Genomic DNA, 16,740 nt, shown 5'->3' with positions numbered 1-16,740 from the left:
GAGTTATTCTTTAAACTGTTTGATTTTCTAGTACTTGTGCTAATGCGGCTTTAAAGATGTCTGTCATCTTTTGGATTTCAGATAAACTCATATTCAAGACCGGCACAAAGGTAATTACATTTTCTAAATTTCGAATCATCAAACCATTTTCCTTACACGTCTGAATGATGCGTTCCACCGTTGGAATCGCAAGCGGTTGTGCAGGATCTGACGGGTCGGCCAATTCTACACCGAACATCAAACCATAGCCGCGGACATTACCGACATAATCTAATGTTTTAAGTGCATTCAGATTATCTTCTAGTAACGCGGATGTCTTACTGATATGGTCGATTAAATGCGTTTCTTCAAATAAATTCAAGCTTTCAATCGCCGCAGCACATACGACAGGGTTGCCGGTATATGTGTGGCCATGGAAGAATGTTTTATCTGCGTGGCGATTGCTTATGAAGGCATCATACACAGCTTGAGAGGTCATCGTTGCGGCTAACGGCAAATATCCTCCTGTGATACCTTTTGCAAGACACATAATGTCTGGGTTTACATCTGCGCGTTCACACGCAAACATCGTTCCTGTACGGCCGAAACCTGTCGCTACTTCATCCACAATCAATAAGATATTATATTCTCGGCAAAGTTGTTCCACTGCTTTGATGAAATGCGGCGGTTGGGCATAGATTCCTGTCGCACCTTGAATCAAAGGTTCTAACACAAAGCCGCAGATTTCATCACCATGATGCTCTAAGACAGTTCTGATTTCTTCTACCAAACCTTCAACTAACGCTGCTTCTGTTTCATATTCTGATTGGAATAAAGACGGACAGCTGATTTGAATATTCTCAAAGATTAAATCTTTAAAGATTGCATGGAACGTATCAATTCCTCCGACACTGACTGCACCGATCGTATCGCCGTGATAGCCATTCTTCAACGTAATAAATTTCTTCTTCTCGGCAAAACGTTCTGCATCTAAATTCTTCCAATATTGATACGCCATCTTAATCGCAATTTCTACTGCGGCACTGCCTGTATCAGAATAGAAGACTTTCTGTAATCGCTCAGGTGTAATTTCAACTAAACGCTTCGCAAGTTCTATTGATGGCACATTAGAAGAACCCAGTAATGTCGAATGGGCAATTTTACCTAGTTGTTCTGTAATTGCTTGATTCAATTTCGGATGATTATGCCCATGGACATTGACCCATAAAGAGGCATAACCGTCTAAATAGGCATTATTATCAATATCATATAAATAACTGCCTTCTCCGCGTTCAATAATAATCGGATCATGTTCGCGATACACACCCATTTGCGTAAACGGATGCCAGACATAATCACGGTCTGCTTGAATTAATGCTTGTTTGTTCATGACACTTCACCTTTCATTATAGTTTCTATCAGTGCCTCAGACACTTCTCGGACTTCTGCCCCTTCGCTTAATGTGTAGATAGGGCGTGCTAAATATCGGGTTAACGTTTCGTAATTATCTTGTGCAATCCTAGAAGTGTTGAAACGATTCATAATCAAAATATTCTCCGGCAAATGATGCGCTGTTAAATAATACTGATGCATGATAATATCGCTGATGGCACCGAGTTGAGACGGTACTACACTGATCACTTTATCTGCAGTATCTTTGATTAAATCTTCTGTCATATAAAATGTATCTTGGTCTTGATGAATCGGTACGCCTAAACCGCCTGCACCTTCAATCAGCACCACATCAAAATGTGCCGCAAGCTGATCTGCTTTCTCTATGACAGCTGATCTGTTGAGTTGCTGATGAGGTTCTAATTTAAATCCTAAATGCGGAGACACCGGTTCATGAAAACGATACAGCGAGGTTGTCTCATAATCTAAACCGCTGACTTTGCGATATGCTTCTAAGTCTGGATACGTTCCGTCTGCTTGTTCCTCGGTTTGAAAAGGTTTATACAAACCGACATGATAACCATGCGCTGATAAAGCACGATACAGTAATAAAGTTACATAAGTCTTGCCTACATCTGTACCTGTACTAGTGATGAAGACCTTCACGAATGCCAGCTCCTTTCATTACTTTCTCTAAACGTAAAATCAATACCGCTGATACCGCACCTAAAATGATGTCTCCAGGACCGCTGAGCAAAACGATACCGCTGAAAGTCTGGCTTGCTGTTATCGGGGTATGTAATACAAAATTCATAATGAAATAAAAATAAACACATCCGAACACATAAATAATCACAGTTCCTGCTAAATTAATCAGAAACGTCGTCACAAAATTGCGCTGTGTCCATTTTTGTTTCAGTATGGCCATCACTAAAGCCGCAACGACAAAGCCGATTAAGAATCCAAATGTTGGTTTCATTACATAAAAAAGCCCTCCGCCGCTTGCGAAGATCGGCAGCCCGAGCAAGCCCATCACCACATACAAAGCCTGACTCCAAAATGCGATTTTCACACTGAACAAATGCGCCACAATAAAGACTGTGACAATTTGAAGAGAGAAGGGAATCGGCCCTAATGTAAAGTGCAGCATACTTGAAACAATCGTAAGTGCTGTAAATAAACTGATAAATACTAAATCTCTTGTCTTGATGTTAATCACCTCAAAAGTTATTTTAGTACTCTGTTTCTTAAATGTAAACTTATTTTATTATTTAGTTTACATTTAAGTCTGTTATATCGTAAACGCAGGCATAAAAAAATGCTCAACAGCGTCAGCCATTGAGCATAAGAAATCATTATTAAAACTATTTTGTTTTATTTTACTGGGACATCCCATGTTTGAAGATGTTCTGCCATGTCCCAGAATTTATATTCATAGTAACTTGTACGTACGACGATATCTTCTAAAGCTTGAAGTTCCGCTTCTGTACGTCCCTCTGTCACTTGATTCATCAATTGTACACAATCTTCTTTGAATTGTGTAAATTCCTCTGATGCATACATATCTACCCATTCTCGATACAGCGGGTGATCTTTTGCGGCATCTTGTTCATCAAGTTTCAAGCCGATATAGTTGTAACTCCATGTGCACGTCAAAATAGCCGCAATGACATTTTCAATACCGCCGATTTGTGCCATATTCAGCATATAACTTGTATAAGCCGTTGTTGTTTCGGCAGGTTCTGTCGCTTCTAATTCTGATTCGCTGATGCCGAATGATTTGGCATAGTTGCGATGCAGATTCATTTCGGTATTCAACGTACCGTCCATTAATTGTGCATATGTCGACATCATCGTTAAATCGGTTGCTTTTGCTGCACCGATTGCGAATAAACGTGCATATTCAATTAAGTAAATATAATCTTGTTTCAACCAATGTTTGAATTTCTCCTCATCCAAAGAACCGTCTGCCAATCCTTTGATAAAAGGATGTTCCATATAAGATGCCCAAATAGGCTCAACGCGTTGATACAATCGATCAGTAAATTGTGTCACTGTTCTGCCTCCTCATTAATGTTGATTCCAAAATTGGTACATAGCGTCCACATCATTATAACCTTGTTTCGCACCTGCTTCAGCAATCTTAGTCCGAAGTTTAGGATTCATCGCATTTTCTTTAAAGTCTGTTAATATTTGTTTAACATGCTTATCCGGTGTCACCACACGTACGCGCTGTCCTTTAACACGCATTTTATCCACTAATTCATCTAAAGGATAAGGATAGGCAATCGGCAAATCCGCAGCTAAAATGACTACTGTTTTGGCATCTTTTGCCAAGTCTGCATTTTCTGCAGAATAAGAGGCGCCGTCATAATAATGTCTGCCGTTCATCTCAACTGGTGCCCAAACACCTGGGAAAGCAGAACTGGCAGTGACTGCTTTAATCAAATCTTCTCCTTCATCAAAAGAGAACAGATGACGTGCATTAGTCTCTGATTTTGTTGCAGCAATATGCAGGGCTTTTGGCCATGTTTCGCATGACGCACTGCCTAAACGCTTGCGAATCATTTCAAAACGCTCTGCTTGTGTAATGTCAGGGTGTGTAGCCTTGGATAAAGTGCTCAATCCATTTATCCACGCTGTCTCAGTTTCTGCGTCTTGTGCAATTGTCCTTATTTTTTGCTGCAGCTGTGCCATAGCTTCATCTGTCAGCGGTGAATCTTCTTGAATCGGCTGTTCGATTTGTTCTTTCCATATCGTATTCCAATGTAAATCAGAGGTAATCAATGCACCGACTTGTGCCCCTGCAGAAGTTCCCACTACTTCTTTTACATCTCTTAATTCAATGCCGCAGTCTGACATCCCCTTCAAGTATCCGAGCTGCCAAGCTATTGCATAATGACTGCCGCCGCCAAGTACTAAAGCTGACTTATCCATTTCAATCACTACTTTCATTCAACGATTTGAGGTTGTCTCTTACATGCATACGTACAAACTTGCAATATTACTCTTAAGTTTCCTCTACCCTATTTCTCAACCCTTAATAATTGAAAAAGCCGCCTTACTGAAATCAGTAAGACGACCAAAATGAACATAAAGCTTAATGAATGTCTTGTTTTCCGCCAGAAATGAATTGTGCAACAATTTGTTTAATAATTGCAATGATACTTTCTAACATGAAGTTCACCTCCGCTTTTGGATAAGGCGAGTATAATCCTATTACAGTTGATTTTGGGGCTTAGTGCCTAAGTCGTTTTATTGCCTGCCCAGTCTTTTTATCCGCTTTGCTTTTAAACAGTTATGTATGCTTAAGTGCACAAGAAACAGCCGGCAGCTGCTTTAGCAGCATACCGGCTGTAAGGATTGGATAGAATTGAATAGAGTTTACTTTCATAACAAGTTTATTTTTATTTTGGGATTATGACTTCATGCTTTTAGGGGAGGAACATGAAGTCTTATGCACTGAAAAAATGTGTTATCTTTATAGGTTGTCTGAACAGTTTGGATGTTAGGTATTGTTCAGTATGTTTTCCTATCAAGCGTTTATCAGGACATCATCGCCTCCTTTACTGTGCTTTGCACAGTACGATAAAATCTCATCTCACATATAAAGCACCACCCCCTTTGATGTATGTGTGTTTACCTTTCGTCAAAGTATTGTTTTTGAGCAATCAAGCCTTTTTCAATCATTTCCAGCTCATAATCTTTGGCGTGCAGATCATCTGTCTTTCTTAAATCATCAATGACTAAAATGAGAACTATGATAAATAAAATCAGCGTACTGATTATCCACATATGCATCCTCTCCTATGCCTTTAATTGATCTAATGCGATATTCATTTTCAAGACGTTCACATATGGTTCTGCCATAGGTGACGTTTGTTTGTGGTGCTGAATAATTTGTTTGACTTTATCTGGTGAAATATTACGTTCTTTAGCGATACGTTCTGCTTGTCTGTTCGCATTTTGAACCGTAATATCCGGGTCTAAACCTGAACCTGAAGCAGTCACTGCATCTACAGGCAGCTCTTTGCCTTCTTTATCGATAGTTTGTTCAACACGTTCTTTTAATTTTGGGTTCGTATTGCCGAAGTTGGAACCGCCTGAAGCCGGTCCGCCGTTTTCTTTGACTGCTTTTTCATCCATATTGTAATCCACAGCACTGATACGGCCGTGGAAGTATTTCGCATCTGTCCATTGCTGGCCGATTAATTTCGAGCCGACTACTTTACCATCCTGCTTTACCAGACTGCCGTTGGCTTGTTCGTTAAAGAGTACTTGTCCTGCCCCGGTAACTGCTAAAGGAAAGATAAAACCGCACAGCAGCAGCATCATGATGACCAGTCCTAAACTATTTCTGAATACATGCATGGCAATTGCCTCCTATACAAAGAATTGAATGACTAAATCTATGAGTTTAATACCGATAAACGGTACAATCATTCCGCCAAGCCCATAGACCAGCATATTTTTCATTAAGATTGTTTGTGTAGATGCGCCTTTGAATTTCACACCGCGCATCGCAATCGGTATCAGCAATACAATAATCAGTGCATTGAAAATCAGTGCAGATAATACTGCTGACTCTGGAGAATGCAGCTGCATAATGTTCAAGTGCTGCATTTGCGGCATCGCAGCCATAAACATTGCCGGTAAAATCGCAAAGTATTTCGCAATATCATTCGCAATACTGAATGTCGTCAATGAACCGCGTGTCATCAATAATTGTTTGCCGATCATCACCACTTCAATAAGTTTTGTCGGGTTAGAATCTAAGTCGATTAAATTTGCGGCTTCTTTGGCACTCATTGTTCCGGAGTTCATCGCCAGTCCGACATTTGCTTCAGCTAATGCCGGTGCATCATTTGTGCCGTCGCCTGTCATTGCGACGATATGACCTTTAGCCTGTTCTTCGCGGATGACATTGATTTTATCTTCCGGTTTGCATTCTGCCACAAAGCGATCAACACCTGCTTCTTTAGCAATAGTAGCGGCTGTTAATTCGTTGTCTCCGGTACACATAACTGTTTCAATTCCCATGTTGCGTAAAGCCTGGAAACGTTCAACAAGTCCCTCTTTAATCACGTCTTTTAAATAAACGACCCCTAAGATTTCTGTATTTTCGATTACTACTAACGGTGTACCACCTTTTTTAGAGACAGATTTCACGATGCTTTCAATATCCGGCGGAATCGTACCGCCAGCATCTTTTACGCGTTTTAACATACTGTTCGGTGCACCTTTATAAACCTCTCTATCACTGAAGACGACACCGCTCATACGTGTTTCTGCTTTGAACGGCTGATATTCGCCGACTTCTTGCGGTAAATCAATACCTTGTTTGTATGCGAGTTTAACGATACTTTTGCCTTCAGGCGTATCATCTGCGACAGATGTTTCGTAAGCTGCTTTGACTAAACGTTCATAATCGCATGTCTTCACAGGCAGAAAGGCATCTGCCATACGGTTGCCGTAAGTAATCGTTCCGGTTTTATCTAAAATCAAGACGTTGACATCACCGCAAGTTTCTACAGCACGGCCGCTTTTCGCTAAAATATTAAACTGTGTCACACGATCCATTCCAGCAATCCCAATCGCAGAAAGCAAGCCGCCGATGGTTGTCGGAATCAAGCAGACTGTTAATGCGATCAGCATCGCGATAGATAAATCTAAGTGTAAAAACTTCGCAAGCGGAAACATCGTTAAAATTACCACTAAGAAAATAATTGTCAGGGTCATCAAAAGCGTAAACAATGCAATTTCATTCGGTGTTTTCTTACGTGTTGCACCTTCAACCAATCCAATCATTTTATCTAAGAATGAATGACCGGGTTCAGATGTAATTTCGACTTCCAGCCAGTCAGATGCGACCACTGTACCGCCGATAACATTGTCGAAGTCACCGCCAGATTCTTTGATGACAGGTGCGGATTCCCCTGTAATTGCCGATTCATCGACTGTCGCAATGCCTTTGATGACTGTGCCGTCATTCGGGATTTGTTCTCCCGTTTCGACACGGACGATGTCCCCTTTCTTTAAATCAGATGCATCAATCGTTTCATAACTGCCGTCAGATTGAATACGGCGTGCAGTCATATTGGTTTGCGTTTGGCGTAGTGCATTGGCTTGTGCTTTCCCTCTGCCTTCTGCGAGTGCTTCTGAGAAGTTCGCAAATAGAACTGTCAGTAATAAAATGATAAAGATGCTGAGCAGATAAAAGCGCGATACAGATTCTTGTGCAAATAAATCTGGTACAAAAATCAAGATAAATGCCAAAACCATTCCTACTTCAACCACGAACATAATCGGGTTCTTAATCATATATTTAGGATTCATTTTGACGAAACTTTCTTTAAAAGCTTGTTTCATCAAATCCTTTTGCATACTTTGAGCGGATTGTGCCATCGTATGTTCCTCCTTATCTCTTCATCGTCATGGTTATCCATGCAGTAATAAATGTTCTCCGATAGGTCCAAGTAATAAGTCCGGCAAGAATGTCAAACCGCTTAACAAGAAAATAAAGATAATCAGCACCGCACTGAAAAAGACATTGTCGATCGGTACATCTTGATGCTGGTTTTGATATGTTTTCTTGCTGACTAGGCTTGAAACAATTAACAGTTGCAGCACAATCGGAACAAAGCGTGCCAGCAGCATTACTACCCCTGTAGAAATGTTCCAAAATGTTGTATCGTCTCCTAAACCTTCAAAGCCAGAACCATTGTTCGCAGAAGAAGATGTGAATTCATACAACACTTGCGACACACCGTGAAACGATGGATTTGTAATTGCGTCTTGTGCGCCCGGCACCACAAAGGCAAGTGCACTAAAGATTAAAATCAGCAGCGGATGCACTAAGAATGATAGTGCGATTAATTTCATTTCTTTGCCTTCTATTTTCATGCCTAAATAACTTGGTGTTTTCCCAATCATCAAACTGCAGATAAACACGGTTAACATCACATAAATAATCATGTTCATCAGTCCGACACCTTCACCGCCGAACACAGCATTCAGCATCATCAGTACCATTGGTACTAAACCGCCAAGCGGTGTCAAACTGTCATGCATGTTGTTGACTGTTCCAGTTGTAAAGGCAGTCGTAATTGTCGTGAAGAGTGCAGAAAGTCCGATACCAAAACGGGTTTCTTTCCCTTCCATATTGCCGCCGTCAATGCCTAATTGATGCAAGATCGGATTGCCTGCATATTCTGCGAATAAGCATAAGCTTAAAAAGCCGATAAACATCGCAAGCATTGCGATGAAAATCATCCATGCATGTTTATGGATATGTGCTTTATCTTTCATCATCATGCGTCCGAATAAGAATACTAATGACCCGGGTAATAACATCATACTTAACGCTTCTGCATAATTAGACCAATAAGTCGGGTTTTCAAACGGTGTTGAAGAGTTAGCGCCTAAGAAACCGCCGCCGTTCGTACCTAAGTGTTTAATCGATTCCAAGGACGCCATCGGACCGTAGGCAATCGTTTGTTTCACACCAGAAAGTGTATCGATGACTAAATTGCCTTTTAACGTTTGCGGTGTGCCTTGGCTGATTAAGAATAAACTGATGATAAACGCAAACGGAATCAGTACACGTAAAATAAAGCGTGTCATATCTTGATAATAGTTGCCGATGACATCCGTCACGCCAGTTAATCGTCTTAACATCGCAATACATACCGCATAACCAGATGCTGCAGATGTGAACATTAAGAAAGTAATGACACACATTTGTGTTAAGTACGTCAAACCTGTTTCACCTGCATAGTGCTGTAAATTCGTATTGGTTAAGAACGATGCCATAGTATTAAAGGCAAGTGATACGGATTGGTTCATGTTGTGATTCGGGTTTAAAAACAGCCATTGCTGAACTAATAAGAATAAGAATGAGATTAAACCCATCAACCCATTCACAATTAAAAAGTGTTTAATGTAAGTTTTGCCTGACATATGTTCAAGCTTTGTGCCGATAATGCGGTAGATCACATGTTCAATCGGCTGAAATACTTTATCCATTTTTGAGGGTGTCACCAGTGCGACAGAATAGAGATATCTGCTGACGATGTATGTCAACGCAATGAAGACACCTATAAAGATAACGATACTCATCTCAAACTGACCTTCTTTCATTAATTAGAATTTTTCACTGTACAACAGCGCATAGCATAAATACACAATAAGCGCGATAATCACCGCGACAAGTACTCCTCCCATTTGTCGTCCCTCCTTACTTTCAAGCCAAAGTTTACCAAGCAATGTATAACGGAAGTGTTAACGTTTCAGGAAAGTTATAAAGAAGTTATAAAGATGAGAAACAAAGACGTGAGGTCTGTCAAAAGTTGTATATACTATAGATAAAATAAACAAAAGCGTGGTGAGTCAGAATGCAAGAAGAGTCCATCAAACGCGGCAAGCTGACATTATATTTAGGCTACAGCCCAGGCGTAGGAAAAACATATGAAATGTTATCGAATGGTATTGATGCCTATCATGACGGTATTGATATTAAAATCGGTTATATTGAACCGCACCAAAGAATTGAAACCAGCCGTTTGGCTGAACAGCTGCCGCAAATCGAAACACGTTCTCATCAATTCGGCAGTCATACGTTTAATTATGTAGATGTGAATACAATTATCGAAGCACAGCCGGATATTGTATTAATTGATGAACTCGCCCATACCAATGTCTCAAAGAATCGGCATCTGAAGCGTTATATGGATATTGAAGAAATTTTAGCGCATGGTATTGATGTATGGACGACTATCAACATTCAGCATATAGAAAGTTTAAGCGGACAGATTTCTTTAATGACAGGCGTTCAAGTAAAGGAACGTGTCCCTGATCAATTCATCATGTCGGCAGATGCTATTGAAGTGGTCGATATTTCGCCAGATATGCTGATACAAAGATTGAAAGCTGGAAAGGTGTATAAGAAAGAACGTTTAGAAACTGCCTTTTCGCATTTCTTTACGTATGAAAACTTAACAGAGCTGCGTGAATTAACTTTACGTACTGTCGCAGATATTATGAGTCAGAAAGAACAACGATATAAAACCAAACATACAGACGTCACACCGCATATTGCAGTGGCAGTCAGCGGCAGTATTTATAATGAAGGTGTCATCCGAGAAGCGCGCAGAGCAGCCTACAAAGAACATGCGAAATTCACCGCGATTTATATTGATATCTTTGAGAAGTCTTCAGACCAGCAGCCGGGGCATCATGCGCATAAAAATTTAATGCTTGCGAAATCATTAGGCGCAGAAATCAAAGTGCTGTATGCACAAAACATTGCTACAGAACTCAATCATTGGTGCGAACATGCACATGTAACAAAACTGGTCTTAGGCCAAGCAGAACGCCCGAAATGGAAGGATTACTTTAAGAAGTCGTTATTAGATGCACTGACAGAACAGCCGCATCATTATAAGATAGAGATTATTCCGATTAAGTATGTACGTACCCAGCCTAAACCTAAGCTTCAAACCAATACTGCGCCGACAACAAGATGGTCGATTGATATTTTCAAAATGATTGTCATTCAAACACTTTGTGTCTTAATTGGTATGTGGGTCTATTCCTTTGATAAAAGCGAGTCGAGTACGATTATTCTCTTGATGTTCCTCATCGGTATTATCATATTATCGATTTGGACACAGTCTTATCTCATAGGGTTTGCAGCTTCAATCTTAAATGTGTTCGTCTTCAACTATTTCTTTACCGTACCGCGCTTTACTTTAGAGATGTATCGCTTCGCTTATCCGATTACCTTTGCGACGAGTATCTTTGCGAGTTTATTGACGAGTGCTTTGTTGAAGAATTTAAAGTATCAGCACACATTGACAGAACGCCAGCTCTACCGTACAAATACGATGCTGCACTTCAACCAGACAATCAAACAGTCCTATACTATTGAACAATTGCTGAATGTCTCTGCTGAACAGATCCATCAGCTGCTCAATCAAACCGTCACAGCATTTGAAGTAAAACAACAACGTATTGTGTCTCAAGCGACCTTCGGTTCAAAAGATATACAACACTTGTCAGATACTGAAACTTTAGATTGGGTGATTGAAAATGAAAAGCGTGCCGGCCGGCTAACCGATACATTCCCCGGCAGTAAAGCCATGTGTATCCCCATCGGTACTGCACCGGTAAAAGGCATTATTTCGATTCATTTCACAGACACAGATGAAGTAGATGCTTATGACAACTCTATTTTAGAGTCGATGATTAATGATTTGACCCTTGCAGTAGAGAACGTGTATCTCTTAAAACAAACACGCCAATCTATGATTAAAGCGGAACGAGAAACAACACGTTCTAACTTCCTGCACTCTATTTCGCATGACATCAGAACACCGCTTACTTCGATTATCGGCAATTTGGATATGATGTTATATCATAGAGATAATATGAAAACACAAGAATCAGATCAGCTGCTGAGTGCATCATATGAAGAAGCACAATATCTGCACACCCTCGTCAGCAACATCTTATCTCTAACAAAGTTAGAGAGCTCTGAAATCAAAGTCTTGCGTTATCCTTACCTTGTAGATGAATTAATTGAAGAATATGAAGAAGGTTTAGTGCGCAGACACCAAAGCAGAAAAGTTCAGATTGAAGCAGAAGATATTATTGAACTCATCGATATCGACAGTAAATTAATCTTGCAAGTCCTGTTCAATCTGACAGATAATGCGATAAAACATGCACAAGCCAGTCAACCGGTGACTTTGAAAGTCGTACAAAAAGAAGAAAGCATTGAATTTGCGCTGTATGATAATGGCGTCGGTATTCCTGAGAAAGAATGTGCATTAATCTTTGAACCCTATTATTCTGGAGATTATTTTAAAGATAATAAGAAAGATAGTTTAGGGTTAGGACTCTATTTAGTCCAGCTGATTCTCAAGCAGCACAACAGCCAGCTGCATTATAAAGAAAATCAGCCGCATGGCAGTATCTTTTATTTTGCATTACCTATCAACCAAAGTGAGAAGGTGGAACCATGAATACAACTGTATTGATTGTAGAAGATGATGAATCGATTCTGCATCTGATCGACGTGTCTTTAACCATGGATTATTATAAAGTCGTTAAAGCCCAACAAGGCAAAGAAGTCGATTTCAGAATCCGTACAGAACATCCGAATTTGATTCTATTAGATTTAGGATTGCCGGATATGGATGGCTTAGATGTCATTCATAATATCCGCAAAGAATCAGATCTACCGATTATTGTCATCAGTGCAAGACATGAAGAACATATCATTGTCGAAGCTTTAGACCGCGGTGCCAATGATTATATGACTAAACCTTTCAGTATTGATGAATTGCGTGCACGTATTCGTGTGGTCTTGCGGATGTATAACCGCAACGAAGAAATCGAAGACCGCTTCGAAAACGGTCCGCTCTATGTCGACTTCAATGCTAAAACGGTCTTTATAGAAGGACAAGAAGTCCGTCTGACACCTAACGAATTCCAATTACTGGATGTCTTAAGCCATCATGTCGGTAAAGTACTGACATATCAAACACTGTTAAAAGCACTTTATGGTTATGTCAATAAAACTGAAATGGCGGCTTTACGTGTCCATATGGCTTCACTCAGAAAGAAACTTGCGATTGATGCTTCCGAATACAATGATAAAAAGCTGATTCAAACACATCCAAGAATCGGCTACCAAATGATTCATCTCACTTAGCAGCATAACAACAACTGAGAACGGGAACACTATAAGCGAGGTGATGCAGCATGACAGAATCTAAAGCTTATCGCTCAAAAATGATGTCTAAGATTCGTGCAACCGGAGGCAAAGCAGAAACACAACTCGCAAAAGCGTTATGGCATGAAGGCATCCGTTACTTCAAAAACTATAAAAAACTTCCAGGCAAACCAGATATAGCCATTACTAAATACAATGTCTTAGTCTTTGTGGATGGAGAATTTTGGCACGGCTACGATTGGGAAAATCAAAAACAAAAACGTATCCATACCCATCGTGATTACTGGATACCGAAAATCGAGCGCAATATGGAACGCGACCAAGAAGTCACACAACAGCTCAAAGACATGGGCTACACTGTCTTGCGCTTTTGGGAAAAGCACGAAGTCTTCAAAGATATGGATGCATGTATCGTTGAAATCAAAAAGGCGATTGAAGAGAATAAAACTGAGGAATAAGCATTGTGTCGTATGACGTGACGCTTTTTGACTTAGCAGCTGACTATGATAGTATGTATAACGTCTTTACCTTGTTTAATAATCAAAGATAGAAAGGGTGTTAAACAATTGAAAGATACAACGCATAAACAAAAAACATTTTCTCCGGTATTTACGTACGCTTCGGTTTTAGTCGGCATCTTAGTCTTAATCGGGGCTGTTTTCCCAGACCAATTCGGTAAAGTTTCAGGTGCACTCGGTGCATGGATTACCGAAACTTTCGGCTGGTATTACATGCTTATCTTCTTTGGCATTTTCATCTTCTGTGTCTTCTTAGTTTTCAGCCCGATCGGCAAATTGAAATTGGGCAAACCCACAGATAAACCTGAGTTTCGTACAGTATCTTGGGCTCGCAATGTTATTTAGTGCCGGGATGGGTATCGGACTGGTGTTCTACGGCGCTTCTGAACCTATTTCGCATTATTTAACACCGCCTACCGCAAAGCCTGAAACTAAAGCAGCACTTGCGGATGCATTACGTGCAAGCTACTTGCATTACGGTTTTCACCCATGGGCCGTCTACGGTATTGTGGCTTTATCGTTAGCTTATTTTCAATTCCGTAAAGGCGAAGTCGGTTTGATTTCTACAACATTGCGCCCGCTGCTCGGCAATCGTGTCGATCGCACACCAGGTACCATTGTCGATGTACTAGCAGTCTTTGCGACGATTATCGGTGTAGCAGTCTCACTGGGTGTCGGCGCAATGCAGATTAACGGAGGTTTGAACTACCTCTTTAATATTCCGAATAATAAGTTAGTTCAAGGAATTATTATCGCAGTCGTGACAGTATTGTTCCTCTACAGTGCATGGAGCGGTTTAAGCAAAGGTATTCAGTTCTTAAGTAACTTGAATATGGCATTGGCCGCAATATTATTTGCTATATTGCTCATTGTAGGTCCAACCTTATTGATTATGAATCTTATGACTTCTGCGACAGGCGATTACTTGAATACATTGATTTTCAACAGTTTAGATACTGGACCGTTAAACAAGCAAAAGCATGATTGGATGCAGACATGGACTGTCTATTATTGGGGCTGGTGGATGAGCTGGAGTCCTTTCGTCGGTGTCTTCATCGCACGTATTTCTAAAGGACGTACCATCAGAGAATTCGTTATTGCTGTACTGCTGGTCCCTACAGTCATCAGTATTTTCTGGTTTAGTGTATTCGGCTTAACAGGTATTAGTATCGGACAAGAACACAAAGAAATCTTCAAGCTGCCGCCAGAAACACAGTTATTTGGTATCTTTAATGAATTGCCTATGGGTATTGTCTTATCCATTGTCGCACTCGCATTAATCGGCTCATTCTTTATCACTTCTGCCGATTCCGCAACTTTCGTTTTAGGTATGCAGACATCTTACGGTAATTTAACACCTGCAGGCTTCGTTAAAATTGTGTGGGGACTTGCACTTTCAGCTATCGCCTACGTCTTATTATTAGCCGGCGGTGAAACAGGCTTAGATGCCTTGCAGTCAGCAGCGATTATCTCCGCCCTCCCATTCAGTATTGTAGTCATATTAATGACCATTTCATTCTATAAAGATGCTAACAGAGAACGCAAAGCTTTAGGATTAACTTTAACCCCGAAAGTGAACCGTTCAGAAATCCTGCATTCAACTTCTGATAAAACATCTTCTCAAAATAATAAATAAAAGAATTCAGCGCTTTCACTAAAACATCAGTGGAAGCGCTGTTTATTCATTAATTTAGTTTTATTCTTGAGCTGATAAATGCTCAATGAATGTATCGTCTAGTTCATATACTGCAGGTCTTGACTGTAATTTGATCAATACATTTTCATGCTTTTGAATCAGCTTATTAAGCGTTGGTCTTGAAACCTTCAATACCTCAGCCAAATCAATTAAACTCAAACGAGAATACTGTGTACCGAATATTTTGTCTTGCAGCAATACAAAGAAAAATTGTCTTTCCTCTTTTTCACACCCCATTTTTTGCAACGCATTATACAACTTATTTAAAAGATCAAGATTTTGATTTAGTTCAAATAATGTACGCTGCTGTCCTTTAATCAGTAAATCAAACATACTTAATACAAAGCATGTCATATCACCTTTATTATAATATTCAGATGTTGCTTCAAAAGCCTTGTCATATGCCTTGCGATTTCTATTTACAGTATATGAAAACGTTAATGCAGATAACTCATCTAAATTGTCATGCAATAACTTTGCCAACAAGTATCGCCCTAAACGTCCATTACCGTCATAAAATGGGTGGAGGTACTCAAACATATAATGCGTTGCCATTATCTTTGCTAAATCAGGCAGCGTCTTATCACACAAAATATCCAACAACTTTTCTAAAAATTCATGGATTGCCTGTTCATCGTATTCATTTCTGTGAAGCCATTTACCTCTAGATGTATCATGCACACCAATCCCTTTCGCTCTAAAGTATTGGCCGTCAGGTTGATTATCCGCTTCAATATCATTAGATAATAGTGCATCATAGACCTTTCTGAAATCTTCAACTTGTTCTATTAATATATCCGGATTGCCTAATAATTTATATTGATTCACTAGTCCGATAAAGCGTTTATTTTGTTTAATGGTCTTTAGGTTATTAAGTATGTATCCCAACTCTTTTTTAGAAACTTTGATATTTTCTTTTTCGTTGGTACCTTGCAGTTCATTTAATAATAACTTGCGGATATATGAGCGCAGTGCGATGTTAGGCAATCGATGTGTCAGTCTTTCGATTTTTAATGCATTGCGGTAGATTTCATCAGTCTTACTTAGTATTTCTTTAGTAATACAAAGAAACAAAGGATATTTCACATCAAGCAGTTGTTTTTGATCTCTTATAGGGTGAATGGCAATCTCAAAAATAATTGCAGCGTAATGATTCAATCTGCTTTGATAAGCTTCATTACATTTTTGTTCATTTTCCATATGGAATATTGTCTTCAAGGGCTTGTATTTCAAAATTACCACCTCTATACGATTTTTTATTATTATAAACCTTTCCGAAAAAAAGGGCTGTTTTTTTTCATAATGGTTTCTGCTTTTTGCGGTGAAATAGAAAAATCACCCGCACACTTCTGAATTTGAAATGAGCGGGTGATATATCATTTATGAGATTAACGACGACCTTTACGATCATTCATAAT

Annotated in this window: 14 protein-coding genes and 1 pseudogene; 4 read left to right on the top strand and 11 right to left on the bottom strand. The window is 39.8% G+C overall.

Annotated elements, in window-relative coordinates; translation table 11 throughout:
• Positions 1–10 precede the first annotated feature (10 nt).
• The 10 genes from bioA to kdpF all read right to left on the bottom strand — a co-directional run bounded on the left by bioA (position 11) and on the right by kdpF (position 9,594).
• Positions 11–1,369 (bottom strand): adenosylmethionine--8-amino-7-oxononanoate transaminase, encoded by a 1,359-nt coding sequence (gene bioA / locus C7N65_RS10495; protein ID WP_105994424.1) that lies wholly within the window; start codon positions 1,367–1,369, stop codon positions 11–13.
• Entirely contained in the window at positions 1,366–2,037 is a 672-nt protein-coding gene (gene bioD / locus C7N65_RS10490; RefSeq protein WP_105994423.1) for a dethiobiotin synthase, read from the bottom strand. The genes bioA and bioD overlap by 4 nt, the downstream gene beginning before the upstream one ends.
• Complete coding sequence (locus C7N65_RS10485; protein ID WP_232168104.1) at positions 2,018–2,590, bottom strand: biotin transporter BioY; 573 nt, start codon at positions 2,588–2,590, stop codon at positions 2,018–2,020. Before C7N65_RS10485 ends, bioD begins: the two co-directional genes overlap by 20 nt.
• 155 nt (positions 2,591–2,745) lie before the next feature.
• On the bottom strand, positions 2,746–3,426 hold the full coding sequence (gene tenA, locus C7N65_RS10480; RefSeq protein WP_105994422.1) for a thiaminase II: 681 nt from the start codon (positions 3,424–3,426) through the stop codon (positions 2,746–2,748).
• Between the two features lie 15 nt (positions 3,427–3,441).
• Entirely contained in the window at positions 3,442–4,308 is an 867-nt protein-coding gene (locus C7N65_RS10475) for a patatin-like phospholipase family protein (RefSeq protein WP_158698121.1), read from the bottom strand.
• A gap of 702 nt (positions 4,309–5,010) precedes the next feature.
• Positions 5,011–5,166, bottom strand: a complete 156-nt coding sequence (locus C7N65_RS12625; RefSeq protein WP_162912203.1) for a hypothetical protein — start codon at positions 5,164–5,166, stop codon at positions 5,011–5,013.
• Between the two features lie 12 nt (positions 5,167–5,178).
• On the bottom strand, positions 5,179–5,742 hold the full coding sequence (gene kdpC / locus C7N65_RS10470) for a potassium-transporting ATPase subunit KdpC (protein WP_105994420.1): 564 nt from the start codon (positions 5,740–5,742) through the stop codon (positions 5,179–5,181).
• 12 nt (positions 5,743–5,754) lie between these two features.
• Entirely contained in the window at positions 5,755–7,776 is a 2,022-nt protein-coding gene (locus tag C7N65_RS10465; protein WP_105994419.1) for a K(+)-transporting ATPase subunit B, read from the bottom strand.
• A 33-nt stretch (positions 7,777–7,809) separates the two neighbouring features.
• Positions 7,810–9,489, bottom strand: coding sequence for a potassium-transporting ATPase subunit KdpA (gene kdpA, locus C7N65_RS10460; RefSeq protein ID WP_105994418.1), 1,680 nt, complete (start codon positions 9,487–9,489; stop codon positions 7,810–7,812).
• Positions 9,490–9,513: 24 nt separating this feature from the next.
• A complete protein-coding gene (gene kdpF, locus C7N65_RS10455) occupies positions 9,514–9,594 on the bottom strand; it encodes a K(+)-transporting ATPase subunit F (protein WP_105994417.1) in 81 nt (26 codons plus the stop codon).
• A gap of 170 nt (positions 9,595–9,764) precedes the next feature.
• Between kdpF and C7N65_RS10450 the strand changes: the two genes are divergently transcribed.
• From C7N65_RS10450 to C7N65_RS10435, 4 genes and pseudogenes are all read left to right on the top strand, one after another.
• On the top strand, positions 9,765–12,395 hold the full coding sequence (locus C7N65_RS10450) for an ATP-binding protein (RefSeq protein WP_105994416.1): 2,631 nt from the start codon (positions 9,765–9,767) through the stop codon (positions 12,393–12,395).
• Entirely contained in the window at positions 12,392–13,087 is a 696-nt protein-coding gene (locus C7N65_RS10445) for a response regulator transcription factor (protein ID WP_105994415.1), read from the top strand. Before C7N65_RS10450 ends, C7N65_RS10445 begins: the two co-directional genes overlap by 4 nt.
• Positions 13,088–13,137: 50 nt before the next feature.
• Positions 13,138–13,566, top strand: coding sequence for a very short patch repair endonuclease (locus C7N65_RS10440; RefSeq protein WP_105994414.1), 429 nt, complete (start codon positions 13,138–13,140; stop codon positions 13,564–13,566).
• Between the two features lie 108 nt (positions 13,567–13,674).
• Positions 13,675–15,262 (top strand): annotated as a pseudogene (locus C7N65_RS10435) (BCCT family transporter).
• A gap of 60 nt (positions 15,263–15,322) precedes the next feature.
• Here the strand turns inward: C7N65_RS10435 and C7N65_RS10430 are convergent.
• Positions 15,323–16,522 (bottom strand): Fic family protein, encoded by a 1,200-nt coding sequence (locus C7N65_RS10430; protein WP_158698120.1) that lies wholly within the window; start codon positions 16,520–16,522, stop codon positions 15,323–15,325.
• Positions 16,523–16,740 lie beyond the last annotated feature (218 nt).

Origin of the sequence: Staphylococcus simulans, assembly GCF_002994445.1 — a bacterium.
Lineage (GTDB): Bacteria > Bacillota > Bacilli > Staphylococcales > Staphylococcaceae > Staphylococcus > Staphylococcus simulans_B.
Note: the sequence above shows the minus strand (reverse complement) of the source record. Positions and strands in the feature narration are given on the sequence as shown.

Bases quoted from the DNA above. Each gene is read 5' to 3' on its own strand.
- bioA (WP_105994424.1), bottom strand. From the start codon at position 1,369: ATGAACAAACAAGCATTAATTCAAGCAGACCGTGATTATGTCTGGCAT.
- C7N65_RS10475 (WP_158698121.1), bottom strand. From the start codon at position 4,308: ATGGATAAGTCAGCTTTAGTACTTGGCGGCGGCAGTCATTATGCAATA.
- C7N65_RS12625 (WP_162912203.1), bottom strand. From the start codon at position 5,166: ATGTGGATAATCAGTACGCTGATTTTATTTATCATAGTTCTCATTTTA.
- kdpC (WP_105994420.1), bottom strand. From the start codon at position 5,742: ATGCATGTATTCAGAAATAGTTTAGGACTGGTCATCATGATGCTGCTG.
- C7N65_RS10465 (WP_105994419.1), bottom strand. From the start codon at position 7,776: ATGGCACAATCCGCTCAAAGTATGCAAAAGGATTTGATGAAACAAGCT.
- kdpA (WP_105994418.1), bottom strand. From the start codon at position 9,489: ATGAGTATCGTTATCTTTATAGGTGTCTTCATTGCGTTGACATACATC.
- kdpF (WP_105994417.1), bottom strand. From the start codon at position 9,594: ATGGGAGGAGTACTTGTCGCGGTGATTATCGCGCTTATTGTGTATTTA.
- C7N65_RS10450 (WP_105994416.1), top strand. From the start codon at position 9,765: ATGCAAGAAGAGTCCATCAAACGCGGCAAGCTGACATTATATTTAGGC.
- C7N65_RS10445 (WP_105994415.1), top strand. From the start codon at position 12,392: ATGAATACAACTGTATTGATTGTAGAAGATGATGAATCGATTCTGCAT.
- C7N65_RS10440 (WP_105994414.1), top strand. From the start codon at position 13,138: ATGACAGAATCTAAAGCTTATCGCTCAAAAATGATGTCTAAGATTCGT.
- C7N65_RS10430 (WP_158698120.1), bottom strand. From the start codon at position 16,522: ATGGAAAATGAACAAAAATGTAATGAAGCTTATCAAAGCAGATTGAAT.